Here is a 23,647-nt window from a genome sequence, read left to right on the forward strand (position 1 = left end):
AACGAATGGCTGAGTTGGGTGAGCGCCGACCCTAGTGTATCGCGCCAGATGCATCTTCTCAGCCATGAAGTGCCAGATAAATCTGTTCGGCCAGCTGCGCATTGATGCCGGGCACCCGAATCAGTTCGTCTCGCGTGGCCTGGCGCACGCCCTGGAGCCCGCCGAAGAACTTCAAAAGCTCGCGTCGACGCTTTGGGCCGACGCCTGCAATTTCCTCGAGACTTGAGGTTCTTCGCGTCTTGTCACGGCGCTGGCGGTGGCCCGTGATGGCAAATCGGTGCGATTCGTCTCGAATGTGCTGGATCAGATGAAGGGCCGGCTGGGTGCTGTCGAGCACGACGCTTTGATCGATGGTTTCGATAAAGAGCGTCTCAAGACCGGGTTTGCGCGTTGTGCCCTTGGCTACACCGATGAGAATCACGCCGGTAACGCCGAGTTCCTCGAAGACTTCTCGAGCCATGTTGAGCTGGCCCTTGCCCCCATCGACAACCAGAATATCGGGCTTTTTGGCCTCCTTGTTCTGGATGCGCTTGTAGCGGCGGGTCAGTGCCTGCTTCATGGCGCCATAGTCGTCGCCGGCCTCGATGTCTTCGATATTGAATCGACGATAATCCGACTTGACCGGCCCATTAGTTTCAAACACCACGCACGAAGCAACCGTTGCCTCGCCATGGCTATGACTGATGTCGAAGCATTCCAACCGGCTTGGCGCCACCTTGAGTCCCAGCACGTTCCGAAGATCCTCGAAGCGACGGTCCATCTGCTGTTGGCCACTGAGCTGTGTGGTGAGGTGCTGTTCCGCGTTGGTGCGGGCAAGCGTCAGCCACTGGGCGCGGTAGCCGCGGACCTGATCGGTCAAGCGAACACGGCGCTCGGCCTGTTCACTGAACGCCTGCTCCAGGACTTGTTGACCGGGTAAGGCGTGCGTGACCAGCACTTCCTGAGGAAGCTCATGGCTCTGGCCCAGATAGTACTGACTGACGAAGCTCTCGAGCAGCTCGCCGCCACTGAGGCCGAGTTCGTTTTTGGGCATGAAGTGGCGTGCGCCGAGCATACGGCCATCCCGCACCGCCAGTACGCTGATGCTACTGCCGCCCGGCCGCTCGGCGAGTGCAAAGATGTCGGCATGCCCACTGTCGGTTTCGACCGACTGCTGGCTTTGCATACTGCGAAGATCACCGATTTGATCGCGCAGAAACGCCGCCTTTTCAAACTCGAGTGCCTGGCTCGCGGTCTCCATGTCCTGTTCGAGCTGGCGGGTCACCTGCTCGCTTTTGCCGGAAAGACACATCACCGCATGCTCGACGTCACGTTGATAGTCCTCCTTGCTGATGTAATCAACGCAGGGCGCGGTGCAGCGGCCGATCTGATATTGCAGGCACGGGCGGCTTCGGTTTGAAAAGACGCTGTCCTCGCAGTTTCGAATACGAAAGATTTTCTGCATCAGGTTGAGGCTTTCACGAACCGCACCTGAACTCGGGTAGGGGCCGAAATAGCGTCCGTCGTTGCCTCGGCTTCGTACACGTTTGAACTCAAGCGCCGGGTAAGCATGCCGGTCGCTGACAAAGACGTAGGGGTACGACTTGTCGTCGCGCATCAGAATGTTGTACGGCGGGCGGTAGGATTTGATCAGCGTCTGTTCGAGAATCAGGGCCTCGGTCTCGCTTCGGGTGATCGTGACCTGAATATCGGCGATACGGGCGACCAGTGCCTGAGTCTTTGCATTGAGACCGCGGTTTCTGAAATAACTAGAAAGCCGGGCCTTGAGCCGTTTGGCCTTGCCGACATAAAGCACGTTGCTGTCCTCGTCGAACATGCGGTACACGCCCGGGGCTTCCGAAACGGTTTTTAAAAAGGTCTTTGCGTCAAAGGCCATGGGTGTCCTAAAAGCGATGAGTGTCCCGAAAGCGATGGGGATCTAAAAAATCTAAGCGCCATTAGCTTAGTAATGGCGCTGATTGCTTGAAAACTCAAGCCAAGTAATTGAAAGATTTATTGTTGGTACTTGACGAACCTGCTCGATCCCCGTAAAGTTTGCACTCGTTGAAAGGGGCCTTAGCTCAGCTGGGAGAGCGCGACGCTGGCAGCGTCGAGGTCATCGGTTCGATCCCGATAGGCTCCACCAAATATCAAACCGCCGACTGTCTAATAGAGAGTCGGCGGTTTTTTTATGCCTATCGAAAAGCCCATCTGTCATCCGCGCTTCTATCGAGCCCTTGTGTGGTGCCGATGCCGTCTTTTAAAAAAGCCCGCGTTTGCGGGCTTTTTTATCAATCGTTGACCTGGCCGAGCACCAGAAACTCCATCAACGCCTTTTGAGCGTGGAGACGGTTGCCGGCCTCCTGCCAGACGGAGGCGCGGGGGTCATCAAGCAGCGTCTCGCTGATCTCTTCGCCGCGATGTGCCGGCAGGCAATGAAGAAACAGTACACCCGCGTCGGCGGCGTCCAGCATTGCTTCGGTTACCTGGAAGCTCTTGAAGGCCGCTTCACGGGTGGCCTGCTCTTCTTCCTGACCCATTGAGGCCCAGACGTCGGTGGTGATCAAGTGTGCGCCCTTGACGGCGGCCATCGGGTCACGCTCGATGCGCACCCGGTCGCCTGCAGCCGCCATGATCGATTCATCCGGGTCAAAGCCTTCAGGGCAGGCGATGATCAGGTTGAAATCGAACTGACGTGCCGCATTGATCCAGGAGTGGCACATATTGTTGCCATCGCCGACCCATACGGCGGTCTTGCCTTTCATCGGCCCGCGGCATTCCTTCCAGGTCTGCATGTCCGCGAGCAGCTGACAGGGATGGTAGTCATCGGACAGCGCGTTGATCACCGGCACCTGACTGTAATTGGCGAACTCGACGAGTTTTTGGTGTTCGAAGGTTCGAATCATGACCAGATCAACCATTTCCGAGAGAACGCGAGCCGTGTCCGGCACCGGTTCGCCGCGGCCGAGCTGGGTGTCGCGATTGGACAGAAACAGGGCGTGCCCACCGAACTGCGCCATGCCACTTTCAAACGAGACACGGGTACGGGTCGATGATTTCTCGAAAATCATCGCAAGCGTGCGGTTGTTGAACGGTGTGTACGTCGGGCCGTCGGCCTTCAGGCGGGTCTTGAGCGTAATGGCACGGTCGATCAGGTGATCGAGTTCAGCGGGGGTAAAATCCAGCAACGTAAGAAAGTGTCGTACGGCCATGATGGCGCTCCTGTTTCCCTTTGTTATCACATTGGCGAGACCAGCAATGAAAAAAGCGCTACGTTGCAACGCAGCGCCTCTCTGGCGCGGCCCGGCAGGGCCGCCTTGATTCGGAAAACGCTACATCCTAGCGTCTGTCCTTGTCTGACGCAATTATGCCCCCATCTAGACCATAATCGGCGGCCAAGCCCCCCTGATTTTTTGGCCAGCCATGCGTAGAATGACCGTATTCGCCCACTCACGAAAGCGACTTTCGTGACGCAATTACTCGAGGAAACACCATGAGCGCGACGCTTGATACGATTAAGCAGCAGATCGAAGAAAACAGCATTCTGCTTTACATGAAAGGCACGCCCCAGCTGCCGCAGTGCGGTTTCTCGGCGCAGGCCGTTCAGGCCCTGATGGGCTGTGGCGAGCAGTTTGCGTTCGTCAACATTCTGGACAACCCCGATATTCGGGCAGAGCTTCCGAAATACGCCAACTGGCCGACATTCCCGCAGCTTTGGGTCGACCATGAGCTGGTCGGTGGCTGCGACATCATCGTCGAGATGTATCAAAACGGTGAGCTTCAGGACGTGATCAACAAGGCAGCCAGCAAGCGCAACGCGCAGTCAGAATCTGACGCCGAATAAGCGTGACGGCCCGCTGTCTGAAAAGCCCGCCTTCGGCGGGTTTTTTTATGCATTAGCGCGTGGGAGCGAGTCTGTTTCAGACGCCTACATGGCCAAATCATGTAGTTTGAGAGTGGCCAAACGTGTCGCCTGATGTGAAGGCGGGGCGCTCGTGCAGCACAATGCCTGCCCTTAACCCAAGCGCAACATTTGGGTTGGGAAAGATCAGCCAGTTGCGCTCCGAGCCTGTGACCCAGCGCGTATCGCCGTCCTCGGCCAGGCATGCGCCTTTTGCGTACTCGACGAAGTTGGGCTGATCGTCGTTGACGTGCAGCACGAACGCCTCGCTTTGTTTCAGAATCTCAAAGCTCACTCCAAAGCAGCGAAGCGGGCGGCGGGGCATGTCGGTATCAAGCCATCCAGTCTCGATCAGCGTGGTCAGCGTGCGCTCGAGTGCACTGACGTCGACGTTCTGGTTCTGACCGAAGGGGCGCGCCTTGCCAAGCTCGAGCGTGACCGCATGCGCATTGAGCTGACCATAGGTGAAGTTACTGAAAGTGATGCCAAGCCTTGATTGCTCCACTACCGCCTCGATGTCGGTGCACGCCAACAGCTCAAGCATCTGTGAATCGCGGGGGTGTTCCGGGGTGCCGGGCACCAGCGCAAATTTGATCAGGTGCGATGCGCGAATCGCGGTGTGCATGTCGATGTGATAGCGCCGCCGGTGTTGCTCGTGGTCGGAATAAAACGCCTCGACTGTCTGTTCGATCACCTTGGCCCGGCGATGTTCGGCGAGAGGGCCTTGGTGTGTTGCATTGAACTGGCGGTTGAGATCGACCTCTACATAGCGCGTGCCGTGTCGAATGGCCTCGGGGTTACCCAGTACGATCAGAATCGGCCCGGCCGGAATCAGCTTATCTTCGGCGATGGCCCTAAGCAGTCGGTCGAGCAGCTCCATTGGCGCGGTCTCGTTGCCGTGAATGCCGGCTGAAAGTACCAGCGCTGGCGCTGACTCATCGACGGTGGCCGGAGTGACGCGCAGCAACCCATCATCCAGCCAATCAAGCACGGTTTCGTGCGCGGTTCGTTCGTGATGGGCTCGCGGCACTTTGTTGGCGCGGGTCAGGTCTAAAAGCGCGCCCAGTTCCTGCACTCTCATCGGATCTTTCCTCCCATCAGATCTCTCCCTGCCGCTGGAAATCGTAGAGCGCGCCCAGCCCGAGCAGGTGCGTCAGTTCATCCAATGCCGTGTGCACCTCCTCGAGCAGGCTCGGATCAAACAGATCCTCGGCGCTGAGCCGGTCGCGGTAATGGCGCTCGACCCATGCTGTCAGGCAGTCCAGGCGCTCGTGGGTCATCAGGGCGCCGGGAGCCACCGCGGCGCGTTCGCGTTCGGTGAGCGCGACTCGAAGGCGCAGACACGCCGGGCCGCCGCCGTTTTGCATGCTCTGCTTCAAGTCGAAGGCTTGAACGTCGCTGATCGGCCCATTGCCTTTAAGCAGCTCATCCAGAAACGCGTGAACGCTTGGGGTGCTCAAGCATTCCTGAGGCACGATCAGACGCATCCGATCATTGCCGGCGTCCAGAAGCTGGCTGTTGAACAGATAGCTTGCAACGGCGTCCTCGAGGCTTACACGATGACTGGGCACTTCGATCGGAACCAGCTCGGTACCCAGGCGTTCAAGTGCACTATCAAGCGCGCTCAGCACGCGGTCTGACTCCAGGAAGGCGCGCTGGTGGTAGAACAGCACGCGCTGATTGCCAACGGCGATCACGTCGTTATGGAAGACACCGGCATCAATGGCGTCCGGAGTCTGCTGGGCAAAGACCACGCGTCCAGCGCTCAGGCCATGCTGGCGAGCCACCGCCTGGCTTGCCTCGAGGGTTTGCCTGGCCGGATAGCGACGCGGCCTGGGCGCATTTGGTGAGAGCGCCTCGCGGCCATAGACGAAGAACCCGATGCCTGGCTGATCGTAATCAGCGCACAGGCGCGTGTGATTGGCCGCGCCCTCGTCACCGAACGTCGCCACGTCTGGAAGCGCTGGATGATGCGCGAAGTGCGTCGGATCCTTGAAGATCGCGCTGAGTGCTCGTGCGGTGGTGGGGTGCTCGAGGCTTCGATGAAGGCTCGCATTCAGGTTGGCTGGCGTGAAATGCACGCGGCCATCGCAGGTGTCCGCGGATGGGCTGACAGTGGCGGCGTTGGCGACCCACATGCTGGCAGAAGAGCTGACCTGGCTCAAAAGCGCCGGGGCCTCTTTGGCAACCCGCGCGAGTATGGCTCGATCATCGCCTGTGAAGCCAAGACGCCTGAGCGTGGGTAAATGCGGGCGCTCCTGAGGGGGGATCACGCCCTGGCTATAGCCCAGATCCAGCAATGCGCGCATCTTGGCAATGCCTTGAAGCGCCGCAGCTTTTGGGTTGGACGGCCGGTGTCCGTGGCGCTGGCTTGCCCGGTTGCCCGCCGCGAGAGCACCGTAGTGGTGCGTCGGGCCGACCAGGCCGTCGAAATTGGTTTCAAGCGTCATGGCATCATCCCCGGTGGCAGTTTATCCGGCGCGGTGGCGGTCGGTTTTTCCATCGAGGCCACCGGGTAGGCGCAGTAATCGGCGGCGTACCAGGCGCTGGCGCGGTGGTTGCCGGAATCGCCGATGCCGCCGAACGGCGCCGTACTGGCCGCGCCGGTCAGTGGCGTGTTCCAGTTGACGATGCCGGCGCGGCTTTCAATACGAAAGCGCTCGAACTGCGCGGGCTCGTCTGAGATCAGCCCCGCCGATAGGCCGAACCGGGTGGCGTTGGCTCGTACGAGCGCATCGTCGAACTGACCGTAGCGCATTACCTGCAGCAAGGGCCCGAACCACTCTTCGTCGGGCGGCTCTATGGCACTCACATCGATGATGCCCGGGGTGACCAGCGCACTCTCGGGTGACGGCTGGGTCAACGTAAGCAGTGCTTTAGCACCTTGCTCGAGTAGGCGCGCCTGGGCCTGGATCAGCGCCTGGGCGGCGCTCGGTGAAATAACGCTGCCCATGAAGGGCGCCGGGTCATCGTCGAAATGGCCAACCTTCAGCGCGCGAGTGCGCTCGACCAGCGCATCAAGAAGTGCATCACCCCATGCGCCTTCGGGCACGAACAGGCGGCGTGCACAGGTGCAGCGCTGACCGGCGGACAGAAACGCGGACTGTAAAATGGTGAACAGCGCGCCTTCCTGATCGGCCACTTCCTCGACCACGAGAGGGTTGTTACCGCCCATCTCGAGCGCCAGCAGCTTGCCGGGCTGGCCGCTGAACTGCTGGTGCAGTGCCTTGCCAGTGGCGCTGGAGCCGGTGAACAACAGGCCATCGAGCTGGGGATGGCTGGCCACGGCCTGACCGGCGTCGCGGGCACCCTGTACCAGATTCAAGACGCCATCGGGAAGCCCCGCGGCCTGCCACAGTTCGGCGGTCTTTTCAGCGACCGCCGGGGTCTGTTCGCTGGGTTTGAAGACCACTGTGTTGCCGGCCAGAAGCGCCGGGACGATGTGGCCGTTGGGCAGGTGGCCGGGAAAGTTATAGGGCCCGAATACCGCCATTACGCCGTGAGGGCGGTGGGTCAATGCACTGGTGGCACCGTTCTGCTCGCGTCGATGGTCGCCGGTGCGCTGAACCTGACTGTCGATCGAGATAGCGATCTTGTTGATCATCGCCTGGACCTCGGTCGCGCTTTCCCACAGCGGCTTACCGGTTTCCGAGCCGATCAGGTGCGCAAGCGTCTCCTTGTGGGCCTCGAGCTCGCGTGCAAAGCGCTCGACAATGGCCTGACGATGTTCAAGCGATTGGCGCGCCCAGGTCGGGAACGCGGCGCGTGCGGCGTCGAACGCGCGGTCGACATCGCGACTGTCCGCGCTCGTTCCTTGCCACACGAGGCAGCCTTTTGAGGGGTTGGTGGACACAAGTTCCGGCCCGTGGCCTGCAAGCCACTGGCCATTGATGAAAAGTGAGTTCATGAAACGCTCCTGTGTTGGCGTGTGGCGGCAAGGGGGGCGGCGCTGACCGTTGCCCCGGTCAGGCATTCGAGCCGACGCAAGGTGTCATCGTCGACGAAAAGGGTCTCGTCTTTCATGTAAGCCAACGCCGTCGTCATACGGCAGTGATCCAGCTCGCCGGCAAGTACCAGAAAGGGTTCGGCAAGCGTGCTTTTGACGCTGCCTTCAAGCGTAGCCAGGGTCACCGACACGCGGTCGTTAACCAGGCGCAGTCGGTCAAGCGGGCACTCGAGCGCGGGGCCGGCATCGAAGATGTCAATGTGATGGTTGTAGTGAAACCCTTCCTGCTCCAACAGTCGCCGTGCGCTCTGGGTATCCGGGTGGACCTGTGCGATCGCTGCGCGCGCTTCGTCGCTTAGGTAGGTGGTGTATATGGGGTAGCGCGGCATGAGCTCTGCGATGAAGCGCTTATTGCCGGTGCCGGTCAGCCAGTCGGCGTCACTGAAGGTCATGTCGAAGAAGTGGCGTCCCAGACTCTCCCAGAACGGGGAACGGCCGGTGTCGTCGCTGACGCCTCGTAGCTCGGCGACCAGTGAGTCACCAAACCGCTCGGGGTGATGCGCCACGAACAAAAGCCGGGATTTGGACAGTAGCCGCCCGGCCTGACCGCCGCGAAAGTCTGGGTCGAGAAACAGCGAGCACAGCTCGGATTTTCCTGTCAGGTCATTGGAGCGCATCAGGATTTCCTGGTGCTTGATGACGCCCAGGGTGTCGCTCGAGGCCACCGACAGGCTGACTCGATAGTTGTACCAGGGCGCCTGAATGCCGACAGCGTCCATCAGACCGCACATACCGATCACCTGGTTGTCATCGGTTTCGAGGACAAACAGAAAATCCCCTTCGCCATAGACGTTATGGCCCTTGAACGTGCGCTCGGCGTGATCGATACGCGCAGCAAGTCGCGCTCGATCCGAGGGCAGGGAGGTCAGCCCCTTGCCGGCCTTGGCCGACAGGCGAATCAAATCATCGAGATCGGTCGTACGGACCGGGCGAACTCTCATCGGTGAACTCTCATCGGCAATCTCCGGCAGACGAGGCGCTGGTGGGGTACGGCGCCTCAAAGTACTGAATGAGGGCGTCAGGCTCGAACGCAGTATCCTGGTCGGTGTCGAGCAACCCGGCTTCAAAGGGGGTTGTTGCGCTGGGCGGTCTGACCCAAAGACTTCCCGGTGGCGGGGACGTTGTGGCTTGGGTGCGGCGCGTTCGAGCGCTGAGATGATCGGCGGTGGCGATGAGGGTTGGTCCACCGTGGAAAATGTCCAGATACTCGCTTTCGACGAATCCGAGCGCCTCAAGCGCCTGGCGCCAGGGCGTCAGCGTCTCGTGTTCGACGCCGAGCGCAGCCTGAGTTGCTTCAGGCAGAAGAGGCACGTACAGCGGATAAAGCGGCAGCATGTCAGCCAGGAAATCGCGCTGGCGGGCTTGCCATAGCGCCTCGGCTCGAGCGTGGCTTACGCCGAAAAAGCGCCCGCCGACGCCGTGCCAGAAGGGGCTTTCACCGTACGCGTCGGACGTGCCCGGCAGTTCGCATAGAATCGGGGCGCGCACGTGATTGGCGGTCAATAAATACCCGAGACAGCCCGCCGCGAGCAGTTTGGTCGTTTCAAAATGGCCAGTATCGAACAAGCCAACCGGGCCGAGGCGAACGTGATGGGTTAACGCGTTGGTGATGCCAAGGGTCTCAAGGGGGCGGTGCACGTCTAGCGCGTGGGAATGGCTGGTGATTCGGTCGCGGTGAAAACTGAAAAACGGCGGCGTTCCTTCGGCGGCGCCGAGGGCCAATGCCGCGAAGGCCACAATGTCGCCGTGGGTGTTTTCAATCATCAGGATGACCGCGTGACCTGGGTTTGGTGTCTCACGCGCATCAGCGCAGGGGGCGGCAAGCTGACACAGCGCGTCATCAAGGGTGTCCTGTGGCCACCAGGGGTGCAGTCGCGAGCGCAGCGCATCGAGTCTGGGGCGATCAAGAAGGGTAGCGGTGCGAACAACAAGGGGCATGGCGCGCTCCGAAACGAGAGGGTCATCTCTGACTGTAGACGACGTGGTCTGACTATTGTCGATGCTTCGCGCGTGTTATCCCGGTCGTTTTATAGCGAGGGCGCGCTTTTTTAAGCGGTATGTGGGGGGATGAACAGCGTAATCGGCTGTTTGAGGTATCGATGTGGTGTGAGAGGCGAAGCGCTAGAGGTGAAGCGTGAGAGATGCGACGTTAACGCGCGCACGCGTTTAGGCGTAGGGGTGTTTGAGTACGCTGAGCTCTGGGTTACTGACCAGCTTGTCGATCTCGAACTCGGCATGGTTCAGCCACGTTTCGGTCAGCTGGCGGTAGTGTTCCATATCAGAGCACTGCATGCGAAGGCTGTAATCGAATGCGCCGCTGATCAGGCGGCACTCGATGACTTCGTCGCAGTTTTGCATCAATGCCTCGAAACGCCGTTGAGCCTGGCGGCCGCCCAGACTCGACAGCGCGACCAGGACCAGAAGGGAGAGTCCTGGACGTGCGGCTGAATCATCGACGAGCGCGCAGTACCCCCGAATGACACCCATGCGCTCAAGTTTTCGAACCCGAGCCTGACAGGGCCGCGGCGTTAGATGAACGCGCTCGGACAGCGCCTGAAAACTGATGCGGCCATCGCGTTTCAGGATGTCGAGAATGGCGAGATCGATGCGGTCGAGCATGGGCATGGACAGCCCGGTGCTGCGCACCGGGCCGGTTACTCAACGCTTGAGCGTTGCCATGTTGTCAAGTGTCATGCGGCAGGCGTTGGCCGCTTCCTGACCCTTGGCGACAAAGTGCTCGCGGAAAAACGCCTCATGCGCCTCGCTTTCCTGGAAATTGTGCGGCGTGAGCACCACGGAAAGCACAGGTACGAGGCTATCGAGCTGAACGCGCATCAGGGCATCGATCACTGTGCTTGAGACGAAGTCGTGGCGATAAATGCCACCATCGACGATGAACCCGGCTGCAACGATCAGATCGCACTGATCCTGTTCGGCCATGAGGCGCGCCTGAAGTGGAATCTCAAGCACGCCCGGAACCGTGACATCGATGATCTGCTGTTCATCGAGGCCCAGCGCCTCGAGGGCCTGGCCGAAGCCATGGCGTGCCTTGGAAACAATATCGCTGTGCCAGTCGGCCTGAATGAAGCCGATACGGGCATTGGTTGCGTAACTTGAAGGTGAGAGCTGATTCATGGCTTTTATCTCTAGGTCGTGTCACCAGAATCAGGGCATGAGCATGGAATGCAGGCAACGCCATGGGCGCAGGCTGAAATCTCATTCTCTTTCATCCGGACTATCACCGTCGGCTCCGGAGTCTCACCGGATCTGCTGACCCTGTCGATGCAGGCGCTCGCGGGCTTGTCGGCACACTGTGCCGAACCACCGCCGGTGGGGACTTGCACCCCGCCCTGAGAACGAATGCCCCTTGGGGGGCGAGTCGATAATAGCGGGCCTTGGCCGCGTTGAAAACCATCAGTGTGTCAGCGGCAAGGCCAGGTCTTCGAGTGGGCTGGGGCGGCCGAAATAATACCCCTGCAGCGCATGGCAACCGAGTTCGTTGAGAAGGATGGCCTGCGCCTCGGTTTCGACCCCCTCGGCGGTCACCCTCAGGTCGAGTTCACGGGCAAGCAAAATGATGGTCGAGATGATCGGCTGACTGTCCTTGACGCTTCCAAGCTGTTTGACGAACGAACGGTCGATCTTGAGCGTATCGAACGGAAACAGGTTCAAGTAGGCCAGCGAGGAGTACCCGGTGCCGAAGTCATCGAGCGCAAGCGATACACCGAGTGCATGAAAGCGCTCGAGTAGAATCTTGGCCTCGGTGGCATTTTGCATGAGTGCGCTTTCCGTGACCTCAAGCGTTAGACGGCTTGGAGAGACGTTGGCTTCAAGCAAGGCTTCGGTGACATTCGAATAGAGCGCCGGGTCGACCAATTGATGAGCCGACAGGTTGATCGCAAGCCCCTGGGTCTCGGGAAGCGCTGCAAGTAGGGTGCAGGCCTGTTTGATCACGAAGTTGCCCAGCGGATGAATCAGGCCGGTCTCCTCGGCCAGCGGAATGAATATGTCGGGCCCGATCATTCCCCGGGAGGGGTGCTTCCAGCGCAGCAGGGCTTCGTAGTGATCAATGCTTTGCTTGCTGGCCTCGACGATCGGCTGCAGATAAAGCGAGAGCTGATCGGTGTCAAGGGCGGCCTTCAGATCGTGAATGAGTGTCTGACGCTCGGAAATTCGCTCGCCGAGGGCCTGGTCGAAATTAACAAGCGTTTGCCCCCCGAGGCGCTTGGCCTCATACATCGCGATGTCGGCGTTGAGGATCAGATGTTGAGGCGTCGTGTGTTCACCACGTGGCAAAAGGGCCAGGCCGATTGAAAACTGAGCCTTGATGGCATGCTGGTAGACGGAAAGCGGCGTAAGAAATTGCGTGAACAGCGTCTGGGAAAACGCCCTGGCCTCCTCCAGGTCGGTAACGTGGAGGATAATGGCAAATTCATCGCCGCCCAGGCGAACCGCGTGGCTTGTCCAGCCGCCGAGCGCGCTTTGAAGGCGCTCTGAGAAGCGCACCAGAAACTTGTCACCAAAGCTGTGACCGTAGTGGTCGTTGATCGGTTTGAAGTTGTCGATGTCGACAATCATCAGTGCAAGGCGTTTCGGCGGGGGGGCCTGGGCATCCTTTTGCGTTTGCACCTGAAGGTACTGCAAAAACCAGCTACGGTTCTTGAGGCCGGTCAGGCTGTCATGCTCGGCCAGATACGCCATGCCGAGACTTGCTCGCTGACGTGCGGTAACGTCGCTGCAGACGCCTCGGTACCCGATGAAGCGCCCCGAATCATCAAAGCTTGGCTTACCGGTAATTTCCCACCAGTGACTCGAGCCTTTCAAATCAAAGCGAACGACCACACGGCTGAAGGGCTTGCGTGCCCGAACGCACTCGGTAAGTTCCTGATAGCTTTCGTTGCAGGCAAACTCCCGCACCAGTTCGGTGACCGGGCGCGCCGCCAACTCCTGCTCGTTCATCCGAGTCACTCGCATGAGGCGGGGCGAAATGTGGGTCAGGGTGAAACGGGCATCGGTTTCCCACAGCCAATCGCTTAAAGAGTGTTCCAGCTCATTGAGCAAGACCCCCATGAACTCGTTGCGATGGGCAAGTTCAGCCTCGCTGTGGCTCCGGGCTTGAAGGGTCTTGAAGAGCTTGTAACTGATGACGGAGATCACCAGACAGTAACAGCAAACGATCAACAGAAAGTGCCATAGAAGCTTCTCGGGCATCATGCTGATGGCAATAGCGCAGCCGGTGCAGATCACCGCAATCCAGGTGGCGAACACTTTTGGATAGGCGGCCCGGGTAAAGCTTCCTGCGCCGATGACGCCTGCAATGGCAAGGCTTATAAACACCTGAAGGTCCGGTGATGTGCCGGGAAACGTGACGACCGGTAGTGCTGCCCAGCACGCGGCCAGAAGCAGGCTATAGATGAAAAAGGCGCGCTCAAACAGTTTATGGTCCCAGTTCTGCCATCGGCGTTGAAGCAGCAACAGGGTGATTGAGAGCGTGCAGATTGCTGCCGCCCACAGCGGGAGTAAGCCGGTCTCGCCGTTGACTCCGGGAACGAACAGCATGATCAGCGCGCAAAATACCTGGGCTGCGGCTGAAAAGAGGGTCGAGCCTCGGGTGTAATCACGCTGCGCCGCGATCAGAAACCGCGCTTTGTAATCGGCGGGCGTCGGGGGAATTGAGTGGGCCAGAGTATCCATGTATAAGTCTGCGCGGCGCGGTCCTTGGATGGTATAGGTATCTTATCGTCGGTGTATGCAATAAATTGAAGCGATGGCCGATAACTCTTTTGTTCCAGACGCTTGATGTCGCAAGCGCACGTCTTGCATGCACCATGAGTGCCTGTAAGTCACCATGGAATTTTCATTCCATGCAAAGAGCGTAGTGAACGACGCCAGATGAGGCGCAGGGCAGGCGAAACGCAGTACGCCCGCGTGTCGTTTTAAAGGGCGCACGGTGCACCTTCAAGCGCGCAAGATGCACCAGTGTGATGCGTTGGTCGCTCTAAATGCTTTAAATGAATCCGTTAGATGGGGAGAGGTTAATGTCGCTACCGCGCTGTTTGTTTGTTGTGTTGGCTGCCTTGATGGTTTCGGCATGCAGCTATCACCCGGCCCGCATTTCGGCTGAACCGCCGGTCGTTATTGATGATGGCCACGGTGGCCATCACGGGCAGGGAGGGTTCTGTCCGCCCGGCCAGGCCAAGAAAGGCAATTGCTGAACCGAACGCCCCTATGGGGCGTTTTTTTATGTCTGTGCCAGACTTGTCTGTCCTATCGACGCCCGACCTGTCATATCGAAGAACCAACAAAGGACACACGCTATGGATGGCGACGCCCCGGCAATCACCTGCTCAAACATCGAGTGTGCGTTCGAGCAGCAGGTTCTGTTCAAGAACTTGCATCTCAAGCTCCCGGTCCGACAGATTACCGCGCTGGTCGGTGCCAGCGGTTGCGGAAAATCCTCACTTTTAAACCTGATGAACGGCTTGCTGCAACCGGATGCCGGTCAGGTCCGAATCTTTGGTGAACCGCTTGACTACACGCGTCTGCCTGAGACGCGCCGTGGCATGGGCTACGCCGTACAGCAGATCGGACTCATGCCGCATATGACCGTTGAGCGTAACATCACCCTTTTGGCGCGCCTGGCCGGCTGGAGCGAGGCCGAGCGTACCGAGCGCCTTGAAACGCTGATGGCGTTGATGGCGCTCGACCCGGCGCTTGCCACGCGGTATCCGCATCAGATTTCCGGCGGGCAGGCTCAGCGGGTGGGGCTTTGCCGGGCCATGATGTTGAATCCGCCGATCCTCTTGCTGGATGAGGCGTTTTCAGCGGTCGACCCGATCACGCGGGTGGACGTGCACGCACGTTTTCAAACGCTTCAGCGTGACGAGCCGCGCACGGTCGTGATGGTGACCCATGACATGCGTGAGGCCATGAAGCTTGCCGATCATCTGGTGGTGATGGGCCCCGGTGAGATTCTGCAAACGGGCGCCCCTGATGGCATCGCTGCGCGTCCGGCCGGCGATCAGGTCAAGCGGCTGATGGAGGTGGACGCATGATCCGACGTGGTCTTATCGCCGTGCTCATGCTCGTTCTGAGCCTTCCGGCCATGGCCTCCGAGTTGACGGTTGGTAGCAAGGCCGACAGGGAAGGCCACCTACTGGGTGAGCTGTTTGCGCAGACGCTCGAGCAGGCCGGGTTCGACGTCGAGCGTCGATTCGGACTTGGTCAAACAATCGTGACCTACCAGGCCCTTGCCGAAGGGCAGGTGGATGTGTACCCCGAATACACTGGAACGATCGCTCAGGCCATTTTTAAGACGCCAGAAGCCGATCTATCGGCGCTCAAGGACGAGGCGCGCAGTCGAGGGCTTCGCATTCTGCCGCCGCTTGGATTCAACAACACCTACGCGCTTGCCATCAAACGGGAAAAGGCCGCCGAACTGGGGCTTGAAACCCTGGGCGACATGACGGACGCGCCAGAGTTGAGACTTGGCCTTACGCATGAGTTCATTGAGCGAGACGATGGCTGGCGTGGCCTGAAGGCGTCCTATGAGCTTCCTCAAACGCCCTCCGGGCTCGAGCATGGCATCGCCTATCAGGCCATCAACAACGGCCGGATCGACATGACCGACGCCTACTCGACCGACGGCGATCTGAAGCGCTTTGATCTGATCCTGCTTGAAGACGACAAGCACTATTTTCCAGCGTATCTGGCGGTGCCTTTCGTGCGAGAGGATTTACCGCCAAGGGCCATCGATGCGCTCTCAAGGCTCGAAGGCCGGTTAAGCGATGAGGCCATGCAGACGCTCAACGCCAAGGTCTCGAGTGACGGGGCAAGCTTCGCCCAGGTGGCGCACGAATTTCTGGCTGATCAGGGTCTGGTCGACCAGGGCAGTGGCCCGGAGCACATCTCCCGGTTCGAGCGCCTTGGTAGTGATCTGATTCGCCATCTTGAGCTGACCGTGACTGCGCTGGTGCTGGCGGCGCTGGTCGGGCTTCCGCTGTCGCTTGCGGTCTACCGAACGCCGCGCCTGGCCCGTGGCGTTCTCTATACCACGGGCCTTTTACAGACCATCCCCTCCATTGCGCTGTTGGCGCTGATGGTGCCGGTCTTCGGCATCGGGGTGGTACCGGCCATCATTGCGCTGTTTCTGTATTCACTGCTGCCAATCGTGCGCGCAGCGATCACCGCCCTGGTCACCGTTGATCCGCTGCTCAAGAAGGTGGCCCGCGGGATGGGGCTCACGCGCCGGCAGCAGCTTCGCTACGTCGTGCTCCCGCTGGCGGCGCCAAACCTTCTGACCGGACTCAAGACCGCCGCCGTCATCAATATCGGGACGGCAACGCTTGCCGCGTTCATTGGCGCCGGTGGGCTGGGGGATCCGATCGTGACGGGACTGTCACTCAACGACTACGAATTGGTGCTTTACGGGGCCATCCCGGCGGCGCTGCTTGCGATCGTGACCGAGCTTGTGTTCGAGCTGATCGAGCGTGTCGCGATTCCGGCGCACATGCGCGGACACACTGACCCCCGTACAGGCGCCTAGCGGCATAGGCGCTACACTGGAAGGCTTCATGCTGGGTAATGAAAACAATCAAATAGGAGGAAGGCGATGAACCCTTACACACTGGCAGTCGCGGCGCTCGTTCTTGCATTAACGGGCTGCGCAGGCGGGGGCGGCAGCGACTATACGGTCAAGCTCGACCCGCCCAAGGTGGACAATGAAGGCTCTCAAACTGCGGCTGCGCCGTGCGTGCCGGGGCCCGAGTCGCCGTCCTCGTGCAACTGAATCAAGGGGTTTCGAGTCGAGGTATCTGAAAGTTGGGTAAACGCCGCGTCGCGGCGTTTTTCAGTTTAGCTCCTGAAAGTCATCCTTGGACGTCTTTCCCCGCAGAATGCGCTTGAGCAGGGGGCGGCCGGCCAGCATCAGGAAGATGGGGGCGCCTGCGATCAGATAGAAGTAGTACGTAATGCCCCGCCAGATCAGGATGGCGGCCGCAGTGGTGCTCTGGCCAAGAATCGGGGCGAGCAGGGCCGATGAACTCAGTTCGGTGCCGCCGGCACCGCCTGGCAGCAGCGTTAGCTGACCGGCCGCCATTGACAGCATCTGCACCAGAAATGTCCAGGTCCAGTCCAGATGCTTGCCAAGGCCGATCACCGTGAAATAGAGAATGCTGTAGCGTACCAGCCAGTGCGCGACACTCACTACAAAGGCGCTGACCAGTAGCATGCGCGGCATCTTGAGGGTTTCTCGAAGCGAATCCCGAAAGATCAGCAGGCGACGGTTCAAGCGCTGACGCCGCTCCGGTTTGATGCGAAAGCGCACCAGGCACTGGGCGACGAACCGGATGGCGCGGTCGTGGTAGCGCGCAATCAGAAAAAGAAGGCTAAGTCCGACCGTCAGCAAAAGAATCGGCACGCCCAGAAGCCAGCCTACCTGCAGATCCACTGCCTTGATCAGGATGTAGATCGACAGCGCGATCAAGGAAGACAGAAAGAACAGAAGGTCGATCAACTGATCGACGGCGAATACCGCCGTGGTCTGGGCCGGGCGCAGGCCGTGACGAGTCAAAAGTGAGATCAACGTCAGCGGGCCGCCAGTGCCGCCGGGGGTTGCGCAGATGGCGAACTCGCTTGCCATCACGACGCCGAAGGCCCGCACGTGGCCAAAATCGGTCGCTCGCCCTTTCAAAAGGATTCGAAGCTTCAGTGCGTTCAGGTTCCAGCAGACGACGATCATGCCAAGCATGGTCAACAACAGCGTCAACGGAAAATCCTGCAATTGGGCGAAGAGCCCGCTTCCGCCAAGAAACAGGGGAACCAGCAATATGGCCAGAAGGCCTGCGCCTAGAAGCCAAAGCGTTCGTGTCATAACCGCATCCGATGCAGATTAAATAGAAGGGGTGTGCATCAGGCGCTGGCCCGATGGGGCTGGCCGGCGCAAAGCCATTGATGTTTGGTGCGCGGCGTCCGGCCCTCGTCCAGCATGTCTTCGATCGCCTTGATCCAGTAATCGAACGCGACCGAATAGCGCATATCCACCGGGTGCAGCCCGAGCCTTACGACCTGAGCCTCACGATGCTTGTGCTTGGCGCGTTCGTTGACCAGATACGACATCTTGCGACGCCAGGCACTGCGGGCGCTCCAGACCAGGGTCGGGGCCGAATGGGCCTCGAACTCGGGCAGGCTGTAGATGGTTTTCGGGTCGGTGGTGTAATCAAGCCCGCTGGTACGAAGCGCCGAGCGCGTGCCCTCGCTCATGAGCCAGGCCGGGGCGACGAAGCCCTTGAGCGGCCAGCCCTGGCGTTCAAACAGCGCCATGCCGGCGTGCAGGCGCTCGGTGGCCTCGCGCTCGGCCAGGCCGTAGAACTCGCCTTCGACGGTGTACAGCCGGCGCATGAAGTAGTCCTTCGGCGTGCGGGGTGCGGGGCCATCATCACAGTGGTAATAGCCGTGAAGCACCAGCTCATCGCCCTTGGCAAGGCGCGATTCCAGAAGCGACATGAACGCTGGATCATCGAAGGTTGACTTGCCGTGATGAAATTCAGGCACAACCAGCCAGGTCATCGGAACCGAGACCGACATGCGATCAACTGCCTCGACGAACGGGCGGTAGTCCTGCCAGGTTTGCGGGGCGATATCATGCAGGGCGACCAGCATGTCCCGGCCCGAATGAATAAGTTCAGCCATGTTCGATTTCCAGTTCGGAGGCCGGGGCCCCCGTCAGCAGTTCCTGATAATGGCCGCGCAGCCGCTCGACGATGATGTCCCAGTCGTGGCGGCGCTCGACAAACTGGCGCGCGTGTCGAGAAAGCACGTCTTGATCGCTTTCAAACAGGGAGCGCACCGCATCGGCCATTGCCGCGGGGTCGTCCGGGCGGCACAGGCGCCCACAGGTTTCCGGTACGTTTTCCGGCAACGCGCCTGCGCGTACGGCCACCACCGGCGTGCCGCAGGCCATGGCTTCCAATACGATCAATCCAAAGGTCTCCTGCGTGCCGGCGTGCAACAGGGCATCGCTTGAGGCCATATACCGGGCGACCTCATCGGGCGTGCAGAAGTGGTCGGTACAGCTGACGTTCTCGGGCAGCTGCGTTGGAAGGTTGGAGCCGACCAACAGCAGGTGATAGCCATCGCCGAGTTGACGGGCGGTCTCCAGAAGGATCGGCATGTTCTTTTCGGGTGAGCCTCGCCCGGCAAACATCAGAAGTCGCGTCTCGTCATCAAGGCCGAGCTCCCGTTTGACGCGTGCGCTGTCGTCAAGTTCCGGACGAAATGTCGTGAGATCGACCCCGAGCGGCTGAACACTTACGTGGCGTACGCCTGCCTGTTCGAGCTTGTTTGCCATCAGGGCACTCGGTGCGAGCACACGCTGATAATGCCCATAAAGCCGTTTGACGTAGCGCTGGGTCAGGCGCTCGACAGAGGCGCCGAACCGCTTGCCAAGGAGCACCGGTAAATCGGAGTGGTAAAAACCGACCACCGGCACATCAAGGCGCCGGGCGCTGTCACGCACAGCCCAGCCGGTGACGTACGGGTCGCCGGCTTCGATGATGTCCGGCCGATGCCGCTCTAGCGCCTGACACCAGTGGTGACGGCGCAGGGGAAAGCGATAGCCGGTACTGAAGGGCAGCGGCGGCGCCGGCACGGTATAGAGATGGGTGTCGATCTCGCGGTGCTCGGTACCGGGAATGAATACGCTATGCCGCGTCTGCCCAGGCTTAGGCAGGCGACGGCGCTTGGCATCGATATAGGTGCGAACGCCTCCACTTGAAGGCGCATAGAACATCGTAACATCGGCAATGTGCACGGTGCCGATACCTCCGTCGGGCCCATCGCCGGGCCGAGTGTGAAACAGGCAAGGCCCGCGAACGCGGGCTTTGGCTTACTGGGCGGCGGCGGGGCGACCGATCAACGAGCGCGTGTCTTCACGTGCTTCGCTGAGTTCGATGCGAACCGCATCACCGAGTCGGTAGGCAACGGCGTCACTGATACGAACGATACCGTCCTTGTCATCGATGGCCACAGCCGTCTTGTCGCTGTGAAGCGTCGAGCTTGGCATGAACACCGTGGCGCCGTTGTCGAGAAGCCGGACGCGCATGCCGCCCCGTTTGATGTCCATGATCTCGGCATCGAAGGGCTGGTTGGTCTCGGCCGCCTCGCGCAGAAAACGCACATAGAGCCAATCCTTGACGTCGCGTTCGGCCATGCGGTTCAGCCGGCGACGCTCGGTCAGGTGTTCGGTCTCGGTTTCGGTTTCCGCGGCCGGCAGCGCTGTTTCGCCCTGAGCGAGCGTTTGCTTGAGCAGGCGATGGTTGATCATGTCGCCGTACTTTCGAATCGGCGAGGTCCAGGTCGCGTAAGCATCAAGGCCCATGCCGAAATGGGGGCCGGGTGTCGCCGTGATGGTGACGTAGCCCTGGAAGCGGCGCAGACGCGCGTCGAGCCAGGCATCGCCCTTGGCTTCAATCGAACGGCGAAGGGCGGTAAATCGCTCGAGTTCGCCAAGCTGGTCAGGCGTCGCTTCCACGCCCTGGGTTGCCAGAAACTCGACCGCCTGGTCGCGTTTTTCAGGCGCAACGCCTGTATGAACGTTATAGATGCCGTGACCTACATGCTCGGCCAGATGCTTGGCGCAGCAGATGTTGGCAAGAATCATCGATTCTTCGATCATCCGCATGGCGATACGGCGAGGCTCGGCGTGAATGGCCAGCACGTTGCCGACCTCGTCGAGCTCGAACGCATAATCCGGACGGTCCGCGAACACCAGGGCATTGGCCAGGCGCCATTGATAGCGGGCATGGGTCAGCGCTTCGAGCGCCTTGAGCTGGGATTCACCATGATCGAAATCCGGTGTCCAGGTGGCGCCCTCGGTGCCTTCGAGCCAGTTGGACACGTTGTCGTAGCTGAGCTTGGCCTTGGAGGTCACATGGGCGGCAAAAAAACGGTGGCCCTCGATGCTACCGTCGGCGGCGACGGTGATGTCGCAGGCAAGCGCCGGACGCACCTGATCTTCCTTCAGCGAGCACAGGTCGTTGGCCAGCGTTTCCGGCAGCATGGTGACGTTCTGACCCGGCAGATAGACCGTGAATGCGCGTTGACGCGCTTCGAGATCGACACTGTCGCCAGCTTGAACGTAGGCGGTCGGATCAGCGATGGCAACCGTCAGTACCCAGCCGCCTTCGTCACGTTCGCGAATGCACAGGGCATCGTCCATGTCCTGGGTAGAGGCGCTGTCGATGGTGAAAAACGGCCGGTCGGTCAGGTCTTCCCGCGCAAGGCTGTCTTCAAGCAGCGGCCACTCGCTCTTGTCGCTCGGCGAGGCCTGCTCCAGTGCGTGACGGGCAAGCGTGACACGCCAGGGCACATCGGCGGCATCGGACGGCGCGATCAACGCCTCGACCTGAACGTAGAAGCTGCGATCATCCGGTTTTAGCGGGTGACGCAAAAGCTTTGCCTCGACCCAGTCGCCGTCATTGATCGTGCTGTCATCGACCTGCTTTGCAAGGCGTGCGCTCAGGGTGTTTCGAATCGAGGGGTGATCCGGCACGACCGACACGCGACCCTCGCGCTTTTTAACGCGACCGATGAAACGGGATAGGCCGGGCTCGAGCAGAACTTCCGGCTCCACGCTCTGGCGTTCGTTTTCGGTATGAAGCGCCGCTTCGACGCGATCACCATGGATCACGTTTTTCATGTGGGGCGGCGGAATGAAATAGCTGTTGCCATCATCGCCGTCCATGAAGCCATAGCTTTTGTCAGTGGCCTTGATCGTGCCAGTAACGCGCGGAGTCTGGCTTCGGATGTCTTGCTTGAGTTGAGCAAGCAACGAGTTGTTTTGCAGCATAGTGTCAATCGTGTCTGGCGGGTCAGGGCGCCCCACTATAAGGGGTCGCCCTTGATGGGGAAAGGGATTTTCAGTGATCTGGCGGCTCAGAGCGCACTTTTGAACGACGACCAGTCCTGTTCGCCGTCAAGCAGATCGAACTCGAGTTCAAAAAGTGTGGGATCGCGCATGAGTTCACACACCACCTGAGCCACGTTATCGCGCGAGACCTCACCGTTATTGGCGCCGTCGGTAAATTGGCTGAAATGATTGCTTCCGGATTCATCGGTCAGCTTGCCCGGACGCACGATGACATGGGGCACCGGGCTTTGCGCGATGCGGTAGTCGGCGGCCTTTTTGGCCGAGAGATAGGGTTTGAGCGCCTCGGGCCCATCAAGTGGGTCGGTATGGCGGGTGCTGACCATGATGACGCGCTTGAAGCCGAAGGCTTCTGCAAGCTCCGCGCAGCGGTAGGCACCGTTGAGATCGATCATCAGCGTCTTGTCGAGGCCGGTATCGGGGCCGGAGCCGGCGGTAAAGACAAGCTCATCGCAGCCCTTGAACGCGTGCTCGAGCGAACCTTCAAGATCGCCAAGCACGGTCTCGACGCCCAGGGCCTCAAGATGCTTTTGCTGTTCTTCGTTTCGCACCAGCGCCCTGATGGGCTGGCCGGCGTTCACGGCCAGCTGGCAAAGGCGCTGGCCGATCTTGCCATGCGCGCCAACGATCAATGTGGTCATGGGGCCTCCCTTGGGCGTTATACCGGTAACATGATTTCTTTGAATGTACATGGCTTCATTCAAGGCCGAGTTCAACCCTCAAGGCGTTTGGCCAGGCGCATCAGGGCGCTTTTGAGCGTCGGCGACGCAGGGCGGTGTGCGATCAAGAGGAGCTCAAGCCCCTCGTCACCTGCGCTTTCCGTCGAGGTGGTTCGCGTCGGTGCACGGCTGTGATGCAGGCCCTGGCTATAGACGCAGCGCCCGGTCCGGCTCTTCAGGCGCGCCTTGAAGCGAACGATCTCCTCACCGGCATCATTAGTCAGCTCGTCGATGGCCTGCTCGAGCGACTCGGCACTCAGGTGCTCGGCCTGCTCGATGTGAATGCGGTGAACTTCAAAGCGTTCGGTGTGCGCCGGTGCCATGCTCGGGGTCAGCAGTGAGCTGGGCTGTGACATCGTACCGGGTACGGTGAAGGTCAAGGGCGCCTCGACCTTGACGGCTTGCGTCAGGCGCTCGAGCACCGTCGCGCCCTCAGTGTCGCGTGCGTCGAGCATCGGTGCGTGGGGTGAATGGGCGCGCACCAGGCGTGCAAGGGCGTTCTGTTCGGAGGCGGTGATCACGTCAGCCTTGGTCGTGAGCACCAGATCGGCGCTTGCAAGCTGTGCGCTGGCGTCCGGGTAGGCGCTCAGTGAGCGCGCCGCGTGTGCGCCATCAACGGTTACGAGGGTGCCTTCGAAGTGCAGCTTTCTGGCAAGCCGAGCATCGCTTGCCAGCGTATGAACGATCGGTGCCGGGTTGGCAACCCCGGTGGTCTCGATGAGAATGCGGTCGAACTGCGGCGTACCCTCGCGGGCGAAGCGCCACAGCGCATCTTTCAAGGTGTGAAGCAGGTCCTTTTCGAGCGTGCAGCAGATGCAACCGCCCGTCAGGGTCAGCGTGGTTGGCGTGTCCTCACCTCGGGCGTGAGCGCGCAAGGGATGATCGAGGTCGATATCGCCAAACTCGTTGATGATGACCAGTGTGCGCGCCATGCCGGGTTCCTGTACCCAGCGGTTGATCAGGGTGGTCTTGCCGCTGCCGAGAAACCCGCTCACGACGATGACGGGCAGGGTGGTGTGTGAAGGCATATCGATCTCGTGGCCGCTCGATGAGTGAGTCGGTAGTTTGCCATGATCGCCTTTGTTGTTTTTATACCGTTATATTGTCGGCGTTGACAC

Annotated in this window: 20 protein-coding genes, 1 tRNA gene and 1 riboswitch; of the genes, 5 read left to right on the plus strand and 16 right to left on the minus strand. The window is 60.2% G+C overall.

Annotation, left to right across the window (positions count from 1 at the left end):
• Positions 1-58: 58 nt before the first annotated feature.
• Positions 59-1,876, minus strand: coding sequence for an excinuclease ABC subunit UvrC (gene uvrC / locus NAT23_RS01550; protein ID WP_251924828.1), 1,818 nt, complete (start codon positions 1,874-1,876; stop codon positions 59-61).
• A gap of 173 nt (positions 1,877-2,049) precedes the next feature.
• On the opposite strand from uvrC, the gene NAT23_RS01555 reads away from it, so the two are divergent.
• Positions 2,050-2,125 (plus strand) — tRNA-Ala (locus NAT23_RS01555).
• A 145-nt stretch (positions 2,126-2,270) separates the two neighbouring features.
• On the opposite strand, the gene argF is transcribed toward NAT23_RS01555, so the two are convergent.
• A complete protein-coding gene (argF, locus tag NAT23_RS01560; RefSeq protein ID WP_251924831.1) occupies positions 2,271-3,191 on the minus strand; it encodes an ornithine carbamoyltransferase in 921 nt (306 codons plus the stop codon).
• 281 nt (positions 3,192-3,472) lie between these two features.
• Here argF and grxD point away from each other — a divergent pair, with 281 nt between their 5' ends.
• Complete coding sequence (grxD, locus tag NAT23_RS01565) at positions 3,473-3,823, plus strand: Grx4 family monothiol glutaredoxin (RefSeq protein ID WP_251589818.1); 351 nt, start codon at positions 3,473-3,475, stop codon at positions 3,821-3,823.
• A 97-nt stretch (positions 3,824-3,920) separates the two neighbouring features.
• Here the strand turns inward: grxD and astE are convergent, their stop codons facing one another.
• The 8 genes from astE to NAT23_RS01605 all read right to left on the minus strand — a co-directional run bounded on the left by astE (position 3,921) and on the right by NAT23_RS01605 (position 13,580).
• The gene (astE, locus tag NAT23_RS01570) at positions 3,921-4,961 is read right to left on the minus strand and encodes a succinylglutamate desuccinylase (RefSeq protein WP_251924832.1); all 1,041 of its coding nucleotides are present in this window, start codon (positions 4,959-4,961) and stop codon (positions 3,921-3,923) included.
• A gap of 16 nt (positions 4,962-4,977) precedes the next feature.
• A complete protein-coding gene (gene astB, locus NAT23_RS01575; protein WP_251924834.1) occupies positions 4,978-6,330 on the minus strand; it encodes an N-succinylarginine dihydrolase in 1,353 nt (450 codons plus the stop codon).
• Positions 6,327-7,787, minus strand: coding sequence for a succinylglutamate-semialdehyde dehydrogenase (gene astD, locus NAT23_RS01580; protein WP_251924836.1), 1,461 nt, complete (start codon positions 7,785-7,787; stop codon positions 6,327-6,329). The genes astB and astD overlap by 4 nt, the downstream gene beginning before the upstream one ends.
• Complete coding sequence (gene astA, locus NAT23_RS01585; RefSeq protein WP_251924839.1) at positions 7,784-8,827, minus strand: arginine N-succinyltransferase; 1,044 nt, start codon at positions 8,825-8,827, stop codon at positions 7,784-7,786. Before astA ends, astD begins: the two co-directional genes overlap by 4 nt.
• Before the next feature lie 10 nt (positions 8,828-8,837).
• Positions 8,838-9,824, minus strand: a complete 987-nt coding sequence (locus NAT23_RS01590) for an arginine N-succinyltransferase (RefSeq protein ID WP_251924840.1) — start codon at positions 9,822-9,824, stop codon at positions 8,838-8,840.
• A 228-nt stretch (positions 9,825-10,052) separates the two neighbouring features.
• On the minus strand, positions 10,053-10,511 hold the full coding sequence (locus NAT23_RS01595) for an Lrp/AsnC family transcriptional regulator (protein WP_251924842.1): 459 nt from the start codon (positions 10,509-10,511) through the stop codon (positions 10,053-10,055).
• Between the two features lie 33 nt (positions 10,512-10,544).
• On the minus strand, positions 10,545-11,021 hold the full coding sequence (locus tag NAT23_RS01600; RefSeq protein ID WP_251924845.1) for a 6,7-dimethyl-8-ribityllumazine synthase: 477 nt from the start codon (positions 11,019-11,021) through the stop codon (positions 10,545-10,547).
• A 79-nt stretch (positions 11,022-11,100) separates the two neighbouring features.
• Positions 11,101-11,248, minus strand: a riboswitch (FMN riboswitch).
• A 52-nt stretch (positions 11,249-11,300) separates the two neighbouring features.
• Complete coding sequence (locus NAT23_RS01605) at positions 11,301-13,580, minus strand: putative bifunctional diguanylate cyclase/phosphodiesterase (RefSeq protein WP_251924848.1); 2,280 nt, start codon at positions 13,578-13,580, stop codon at positions 11,301-11,303.
• A gap of 623 nt (positions 13,581-14,203) precedes the next feature.
• On the opposite strand from NAT23_RS01605, the gene NAT23_RS01610 reads away from it, so the two are divergent.
• The 3 genes from NAT23_RS01610 to NAT23_RS01620 all read left to right on the plus strand — a co-directional run bounded on the left by NAT23_RS01610 (position 14,204) and on the right by NAT23_RS01620 (position 16,674).
• On the plus strand, positions 14,204-14,941 hold the full coding sequence (locus NAT23_RS01610) for an ATP-binding cassette domain-containing protein (RefSeq protein ID WP_251924849.1): 738 nt from the start codon (positions 14,204-14,206) through the stop codon (positions 14,939-14,941).
• Positions 14,938-16,431 (plus strand): glycine betaine ABC transporter substrate-binding protein, encoded by a 1,494-nt coding sequence (locus NAT23_RS01615; protein WP_251924852.1) that lies wholly within the window; start codon positions 14,938-14,940, stop codon positions 16,429-16,431. The genes NAT23_RS01610 and NAT23_RS01615 overlap by 4 nt, the downstream gene beginning before the upstream one ends.
• A gap of 66 nt (positions 16,432-16,497) precedes the next feature.
• Positions 16,498-16,674, plus strand: coding sequence for a hypothetical protein (locus tag NAT23_RS01620; RefSeq protein ID WP_251589832.1), 177 nt, complete (start codon positions 16,498-16,500; stop codon positions 16,672-16,674).
• A 60-nt stretch (positions 16,675-16,734) separates the two neighbouring features.
• On the opposite strand, the gene gpgF is transcribed toward NAT23_RS01620, so the two are convergent.
• The 6 genes from gpgF to NAT23_RS01650 all read right to left on the minus strand — a co-directional run bounded on the left by gpgF (position 16,735) and on the right by NAT23_RS01650 (position 23,557).
• On the minus strand, positions 16,735-17,757 hold the full coding sequence (gene gpgF / locus NAT23_RS01625; protein WP_251924854.1) for a glucosaminyl phosphatidylglycerol flippase: 1,023 nt from the start codon (positions 17,755-17,757) through the stop codon (positions 16,735-16,737).
• Positions 17,758-17,795: 38 nt separating this feature from the next.
• Positions 17,796-18,575 (minus strand): N-acetylglucosaminyl phosphatidylglycerol deacetylase, encoded by a 780-nt coding sequence (gene gpgD, locus NAT23_RS01630; protein WP_251924856.1) that lies wholly within the window; start codon positions 18,573-18,575, stop codon positions 17,796-17,798.
• Positions 18,568-19,695 (minus strand): N-acetylglucosaminyl phosphatidylglycerol synthase, encoded by a 1,128-nt coding sequence (gpgS, locus tag NAT23_RS01635; RefSeq protein WP_251924858.1) that lies wholly within the window; start codon positions 19,693-19,695, stop codon positions 18,568-18,570. The genes gpgD and gpgS overlap by 8 nt, the downstream gene beginning before the upstream one ends.
• A gap of 75 nt (positions 19,696-19,770) precedes the next feature.
• On the minus strand, positions 19,771-21,732 hold the full coding sequence (locus NAT23_RS01640; RefSeq protein ID WP_251924860.1) for an exoribonuclease II: 1,962 nt from the start codon (positions 21,730-21,732) through the stop codon (positions 19,771-19,773).
• A gap of 86 nt (positions 21,733-21,818) precedes the next feature.
• On the minus strand, positions 21,819-22,451 hold the full coding sequence (locus NAT23_RS01645) for an SDR family oxidoreductase (protein ID WP_251924862.1): 633 nt from the start codon (positions 22,449-22,451) through the stop codon (positions 21,819-21,821).
• A gap of 71 nt (positions 22,452-22,522) precedes the next feature.
• Entirely contained in the window at positions 22,523-23,557 is a 1,035-nt protein-coding gene (locus tag NAT23_RS01650; protein ID WP_251924864.1) for a CobW family GTP-binding protein, read from the minus strand.
• Positions 23,558-23,647 lie beyond the last annotated feature (90 nt).

This window comes from Larsenimonas salina, assembly GCF_023736155.1.
GTDB lineage: Bacteria > Pseudomonadota > Gammaproteobacteria > Pseudomonadales > Halomonadaceae > Larsenimonas > Larsenimonas salina.